At 71.5% G+C, this 6,487-nt stretch carries 5 protein-coding genes; 3 read left to right on the forward strand and 2 right to left on the reverse strand.

What is annotated here, in order from left to right; genetic code table 11:
• Positions 1–38: 38 nt before the first annotated feature.
• Positions 39–1,355, reverse strand: a complete 1,317-nt coding sequence (locus tag ACFP3H_RS16240) for an MFS transporter (protein WP_378606505.1) — start codon at positions 1,353–1,355, stop codon at positions 39–41.
• A 179-nt stretch (positions 1,356–1,534) separates the two neighbouring features.
• Here ACFP3H_RS16240 and ACFP3H_RS16245 point away from each other — a divergent pair, with 179 nt between their 5' ends.
• The 3 genes from ACFP3H_RS16245 (at position 1,535) to ACFP3H_RS16255 (ending at position 5,346) form a co-directional block, all read left to right on the forward strand.
• Positions 1,535–2,275, forward strand: coding sequence for a VOC family protein (locus ACFP3H_RS16245; RefSeq protein ID WP_378606508.1), 741 nt, complete (start codon positions 1,535–1,537; stop codon positions 2,273–2,275).
• Positions 2,276–2,709: 434 nt separating this feature from the next.
• The gene (locus ACFP3H_RS16250) at positions 2,710–4,209 is read left to right on the forward strand and encodes a DUF7782 domain-containing protein (RefSeq protein ID WP_378606511.1); all 1,500 of its coding nucleotides are present in this window, start codon (positions 2,710–2,712) and stop codon (positions 4,207–4,209) included.
• Positions 4,210–4,377: 168 nt separating this feature from the next.
• Positions 4,378–5,346 (forward strand): sigma-70 family RNA polymerase sigma factor, encoded by a 969-nt coding sequence (locus tag ACFP3H_RS16255; protein ID WP_378606514.1) that lies wholly within the window; start codon positions 4,378–4,380, stop codon positions 5,344–5,346.
• Positions 5,347–5,664: 318 nt separating this feature from the next.
• Here ACFP3H_RS16255 and ACFP3H_RS16260 read toward each other — a convergent pair.
• A partial coding sequence (locus ACFP3H_RS16260; RefSeq protein ID WP_378606517.1) for an acetate--CoA ligase family protein occupies positions 5,665–6,487 on the reverse strand: 823 nt, incomplete at its 5' end.

Genomic DNA, 6,487 nt, shown 5'->3' on the forward strand with positions numbered 1-6,487 from the left:
CCAATGGTCGGATCGACCCGCGGTTCCGGCCGGATCGATCACACCGCGATTTTCGGGCGGCGGATCAGCATCGACATGATCGCCGCGATCGCGCACAGTCCGCCCGCCACGTACCAGGCCAGGTCGTAGGTGCCGTTGAGGTCGCGGATGAAGCCCGCGCCGGTGGCGGCGATCGCGGCGCCGACCTGGTGGGCGGCGAAGACCCAGCCGAAGGCGATGGGTCCGTCGGCGCCGAACAGTTCGCGGCACAGCAGCACGGTCGGGGGCACGGTGGCGATCCAGTCCAGGCCGTAGAACACGATGAACACCCACATGCTCGGCTCGGTGTGCGGGCCCAGCAGCGAGGGCAGGATCAGCAGCGACAGCCCACGCAGCGAGTAGTAGCCCAGCAGCAGGTAGCGCGGGTCGACGCGGTCCGACAGCCAGCCCGAGGCGATCGTGCCCGCCACGTCGAAGACCCCGATCAGCGCGAGCAGCCCGGCCGCGGTGGTCGGCGGCATGCCGTGATCGTGGGCGGCGGTGACGAAGTGCGTGCCGACAAGGCCGTTGGTCGAGGCGCCGCAGATCGCGAAACCGCCTGCCAGCAGCCAGAATCCGCGGGTGCGCGCGGCCGAGGCCAGAACCGTCAGCGCCCGACTCGCGCCCCCGGCGACCGGAACCCGCACGCCCACCGTCGAATCGGCGGGCGCGCCATAGGCCCGCGCGCCCACGTCGCTGGGGTAGTCGCGCACGAACAACCACACCAGCGGCACCACCGACAGCGCCACGGCCGCGACGATCAGCGCGGGCAACCGCCAGCCGTGTTCGTGGGCCAGCATCGACACCAGCGGCAGGAATACCAGCTGCCCGGTGGCGCCCGCGGCGGTGAGCACGCCGGTGACCAGGCCGCGGCTGCGCACGAACCAGCGGCCGGTGATGGTGGCCACGAACGGCATCGACATCGAGCCGACGCCGACCCCCACCAGCAGCCCCCAGGTGGCGACCAGCTGCCAGGCCTGGGTCATGAACACCGTCAGGCCGCTGCCCGCGGCGATCAGCACCAGCGCCGAACACACCACCCGGCGGATGCCGAAGCGGTCCATGAGCGCGGCGGCGAACGGTGAGATCAGGCCGTAGAGCAGCATGTTCAGCGAGACGGCGGCCGAGATCGTGGCGTGGGACCACCCGAATTCGGTGTGCAGCGGTTCGATCAGCACGCTGGGGACCGAGCGGAACGCGGCCGCGCCGAGCAGCGCGACGAAACCCACGCCCGCCACGATCCAGGCGGGGTGCAGCCGGGACCGGTGGTCGGTGACCGCCGCCGCAGGGGTGGAATCGTCGCCCTGGGGCGATAAGGGCTCACGCAGATCGGTCACCGCGTCAGCTTGCCGGAACGGCGCCGGGCCAGCGAGTGGCCGGTGTGACATGTTTCGTCAAAATCCTGCCAGCAGCTCGGGTGTCGACAGGGCGGCGCGCGGAGCCTACCGTTCGACAGGGAAACGATCCGCGCCGGGCCGCGGGCGTCACCGTGTTCTCGAATCGGAAGGGGAGCAGCATGATTCGCTGGACCTGGGCATTTCTGGACCGTCCCGCCGAGCATTTCGACGACTGTGTGCGCTTCTGGTCGACGGTGACCGGGTCCACGGTGTCCGAACCGCGCGGCGGGCACGGCGAATTCGTCACCCTGCTGCCCGCCGAGGGCTCGGCGTGGGTGAAGCTGCAGCGGGTCGGCGCAGGCGGCGGCATCCACCTCGACCTCGATGTCGACGACATCCCCGCCGCCGTCACCACCGCGACCGAGCTCGGCGCGCGCGTGATCACCGAGGCCGACGGCTACACCGTCATGAAAACGCCCGCCGGACAGACCTTCTGCTTCACCGAGGTCGCCCCGGCGCCGCACGACCAGGTCCCGCCCCCGGTGACCGTGACCACCGCGCCCGACGGCACCGTGACCCGCCTCGATCAGATCTGCCTCGACCTGTCCCCCGCCGACATCGGCACCGACACCGCGTTCTGGCGCACACTCACCGGCTGGACCCACTACGCGGGCAGCCGCCCCGAGTTCACCCGCCTGCGCGGCCCCGACCAGCCCCTGCACTTCCTGCTCCAACGCCTCGACGACCCGCACCCGGCGAGCGCCCACCCCGACCTGGCCTCCTCGAACCTGGCCGCCACCGCCGCCTGGCACGAGTCCCTCGGCGCCACCCGCGTCACCGACGCGGGCCGCTGGATCGTCCTGCGCGACCCCAGCGGCGCCCTCTACTGCGTCACCTCCCGAGACCCCTACATCGGCTGACCCACTAGCGCACCGAGCTCGCGCGCCGGGACCCCGGGGCGGACACGCACGGCGCTGTTGCGACCGCAGGAGCGCGGCCTCGTCTTGCACGCGCGGGCAAGACCGCGTCTTGCACGCGCGGGCCTACAGCCCCGTCTCGTGCTCGGGCACAGCGACGCCATGTCCGCTCGGGCACAGCCGCGTCCTGTTCGCACGGCACAGCGACGCCATGTCCGCTCGGGCACAGCCGCGTCCTGTTCGCACGGCACAGCGACGCCATGTCCGCTCGGGCACAGCCGCGTCCTGTTCGCACGGCTCAGCGTCGTGGGGCACGCACGGGCACCGCCGCGTTGCGACCGCAGGGCGTGGACTCTCGGGCCGGACACGCGAGGCCGACTGGTGGGTTGGGGCACTCGAGGTCCTGGCACAGTAGGCGGGTGCCTACCAACCCCACGATGACCGAGTCCCTGCTCACCGCGCTGTGCCCGGATCTACGCCGGGCGCTGATCCGGGTCGGCTATGACGCCGACACGCTGGTCGAGGCGCTGGGGCCGGATGTGCATGCGGCGCTGAGCCGTTCGGAGCCGGTGCCGGTGCGCCGGGCCGCGCGGGCGGCGGGTGAGCTGGGCACGCTGGTGCGGTTGTTGCTGCTCGGCGACGCGCTGCCCGAGCGCGAGGTCGCGGGCGCGTTGGCGCCGGTGCGGGTCGATGACGCGGTCGCGGCGGGCCTGCTCGGTCGCGACGGGGACGAGGTGCGTGCCGCGCTGGATCTGCGACCGCTCGATGTGGGTGCCGGAACCCGCTGGATCCTGTCCGATCTCGACGATTCGATGCGGCGGCGCACCCTGACCGAGGATCACGTGCTCGGGGTCGGCCACGCGTCGCTGTCGCTGCTGCGGGCCACCCCGACCGAACCGGTGGGCACCGTGCTCGACCTGGGCACCGGCTGCGGGGTACAGGCGGTGCACGCGGCCGGATACGCGGGTCGGGTCACCGCGACCGACGTCAACGCGCGGGCGCTGTGGCTGGCGAGTGCCACCGCCGCGCTCAACGAACTCGACATCGAACTGCTCGAGGGGTCCTGGTTCGAGCCGGTGGCGGGCCGCCGCTTCGACCAGATCGTGGCCAATCCGCCGTTCGTGGTGGGACCGGCGCGCATCGAACACACCTACCGCGACTCCGGCCTGGCGCTCGACGGCGCCAGCGAACTCGTCGTCGGCACCGCGCCGAGCCTGCTCGCCCCCGGCGGCACCGCGGCCATGCTCGCCGCGTGGGTGCACGTGGAAGGCCAGGACTGGCGTCAGCGGGTGTCGAGCTGGTTGCCCGCCCACGGTGTCGACGCCTGGGTCGTGCAGCGCGATGTCGCCGATCCCGGTCTCTACGTGGGCACCTGGCTGCGCGACGCGGGCCTGGACCCGCGCGATCCGGCCGCGCAGCAGCAGGCCGCGCGCTGGCTCGACGCCTTCGACGCCGCCGATGTCGAGGGTGTGGGCTTCGGGTTCGTCTACCTGCGCGCGATCGAGGGCCCCACCGAACTGCTCGCCGAGGACCTCACCCACGGCTTCGACGACCCGCTCGGCACCGAGGTGGCCGGTTACTTCGCGCGCTCGGCCTGGTTGCGCGCGGTGGCCCTCGACGAAAACCTCGCCTGGACATCGCGTTTCGCGCCGAGTCCGGCCACGGCGTTGGAACGGATATCGCTGCCCGGCGAGTACGGGTGGACCGAACAGGTGGCCCGGCTGCATCGCGGCGACGGTCCGCGCTGGCAGCACGAGGTCGACGAGTCCACGGTGGCGCTGGTGGCGGGAATGCGGGCCGATGGGCTGCCGTTGTACGAACTGATCGAACTACTCGCCCTCGCCGACGGCGCCGATCACGTCACCGATGAGTTCGCCGCCCAGGCGCTCGGCGTGGTCGCCGGACTGGTGCGGCACGGATTGGTGCGGCCCGTCTGAGTGGGCGCGGCGCGCGGGCGAGTTCCGACACGGCGCTCTTCTCAGGAACTTCTCAGCCGTTGCGGTGGAAATCGGCAGCTCAGAGCGGTTTATCGCCCACGGGATCGGGAACTTTCTCTATGTCGGGTCCGTTGATCGGAGTAAGACACCACCGACAGGAGGCAAGTCATGACAAGCCCCGCCACCACTCGTTTGCGCCCCAGCGAGGCCGATATCGACGCCCAGAGCCCCGCAGCCGACCTGGTACGCGTGTACCTCAATGGTATCGGACGGACGGCCCTGCTCACGGCGGCCGACGAGGTCGAACTGGCCAAGCGCATCGAGGCGGGCCTGTACGCCCAGCACCTGCTCGATACCGGTAAGCGGTTATCGCCGGCGCGCAAGCGTGACCTGCTGATCCTGGTCCGCGAGGGTTCCGCCGCTCGCTCGCACCTGCTGGAGGCCAACCTGCGCCTGGTCGTGTCGCTGGCCAAGCGCTACACCGGGCGCGGCATGCCGCTGCTGGACCTGATCCAGGAGGGCAACCTCGGACTCATCCGCGCGATGGAGAAGTTCGACTACGCCAAGGGCTTCAAGTTCTCCACCTACGCCACCTGGTGGATCCGCCAGGCCATCACCCGCGGCATGGCCGATCAGAGCCGCACCATCCGGCTGCCCGTCCACCTGGTCGAACAGGTGAACAAGCTGGCCAGGATCAAGCGTGAGCTGCACCAGCAGCTGGGTCGCGAGGCCACCGACGCCGAACTCGCCAACGAGTCGGGCATCCCGGTGGAGAAGATCGCCGACCTGCTCGATCACAGCCGCGACCCGGTCAGCCTGGACATGCCGGTCGGCAACGACGAGGAAGCCCCGCTGGGCGACTTCATCGAGGACTCCGAGGCCACCTCCGCGGAGAACGCCGTGATCGCCGGTCTGCTGCACCACGATGTGCGCAGCGTCCTGGCCACCCTCGACGAGCGCGAGCAGCAGGTCATCCGCCTGCGTTTCGGTCTCGACGACGGCCAGCCGCGCACCCTCGACCAGATCGGCAAGCTGTTCGGGCTCTCGCGCGAGCGGGTCCGCCAGATCGAGCGCGAGGTCATGTCCAAGCTGCGCAAGGGCGACCGCGCCGACCGACTCCGCGCCTACGCCAGCTGATCTGTTCCTGACTCGACGGCCCCAGCGGGGTCGTCTGCCGAAACGCCGACCGGCGACCGCGCGCCCCTCCCCTCCGGGGTCGCGAGCCGGTCGGCGTTGTTCGTCCGTCCGGGGCCCGTTCCGGTCGGCCGGTGCCGCGTACTCAAGCCGATCGACCAGGTCATACCGGTGCCGCGCACTGCCCGACTCAGCCGAGCACCCGCTCAGCACAGGGTCGCGAACCCGGTGCCGCGCACTCCCAGACCCGGTCGAGCACCCGCTCAGCCCGGGTCGCGCGCCGGACGCCGCGTACCCGTCGACGCCGCCGTAACACCCCGTTCAGGCCAGGCGGCGGGGGCCGGTGTCGAAGCGGCTGGGTTCGGGGCCGATGCGGGCGCGGGCGTAGATGATCTCGGCCGAGGACGCGGCGGCCAGGACGGGGTCGCAGGACAGTTCGCGCATCTGGGGGATGTCGTCGAAGAGGGCCGAAATGCGTTGGGCCAGCTCGACCAGGGCCGCTTTGTCGACACCCTTGCCACCCAGGCCGTCGGAGAGCAGCGGTGCCGCGCGGGGTGCCTCGATGAGCGCGGTCGCCTCCTCCTCGGTCAGCGGGAGGGCCCGGTAGGCGCGATCACCCAGTAGGTCGATGATCATGCCGGACAGGCCGAACTGGATCACCGACCCGAACGACGGATCGTCGGTGACGCGCAGGACGCAGCCGACCCCCTTGGTCGCCATCCGCTGCACGTGCAGCAGCGGATCACCGCAGATGGCCACCAGGTCGGTGTAGGCCTGGCGGACCGCGTCAGGGCCCCACAGGTCAAGGCGCACCCCGATCAGGTCCGGCCGTCGCCGCCACAGTTCGCCCGTCGCCTTGGCCGCCACCGGATAGCCGAGTTCCTCGGCCGCCGCGACCGCCTGGTCGGCGTCGCGCACCGCCCGGAAGTCGACCACGTCGATGCCGTAGCAGGCGAGCAGTCGCGCCGTCTCCTCGTCGGTGAGCCAGCGCCCGCCCGACTCGTCCAGCCACCCTTGGACCAGCCCCGCCGCGGTCTCTGTGTCGATGCCGCGCGGTCGCACCACCGGCGAGATCGGTCGCCCGCGCCACCGCGCGTACCGCTGCACCCTGGCCAGCGCCCGCGCGGCGCGTTCCGGGTCGGGA

The organism is Nocardia lasii (assembly GCF_042658545.1).
Classification (GTDB): domain Bacteria; phylum Actinomycetota; class Actinomycetes; order Mycobacteriales; family Mycobacteriaceae; genus Nocardia; species Nocardia lasii.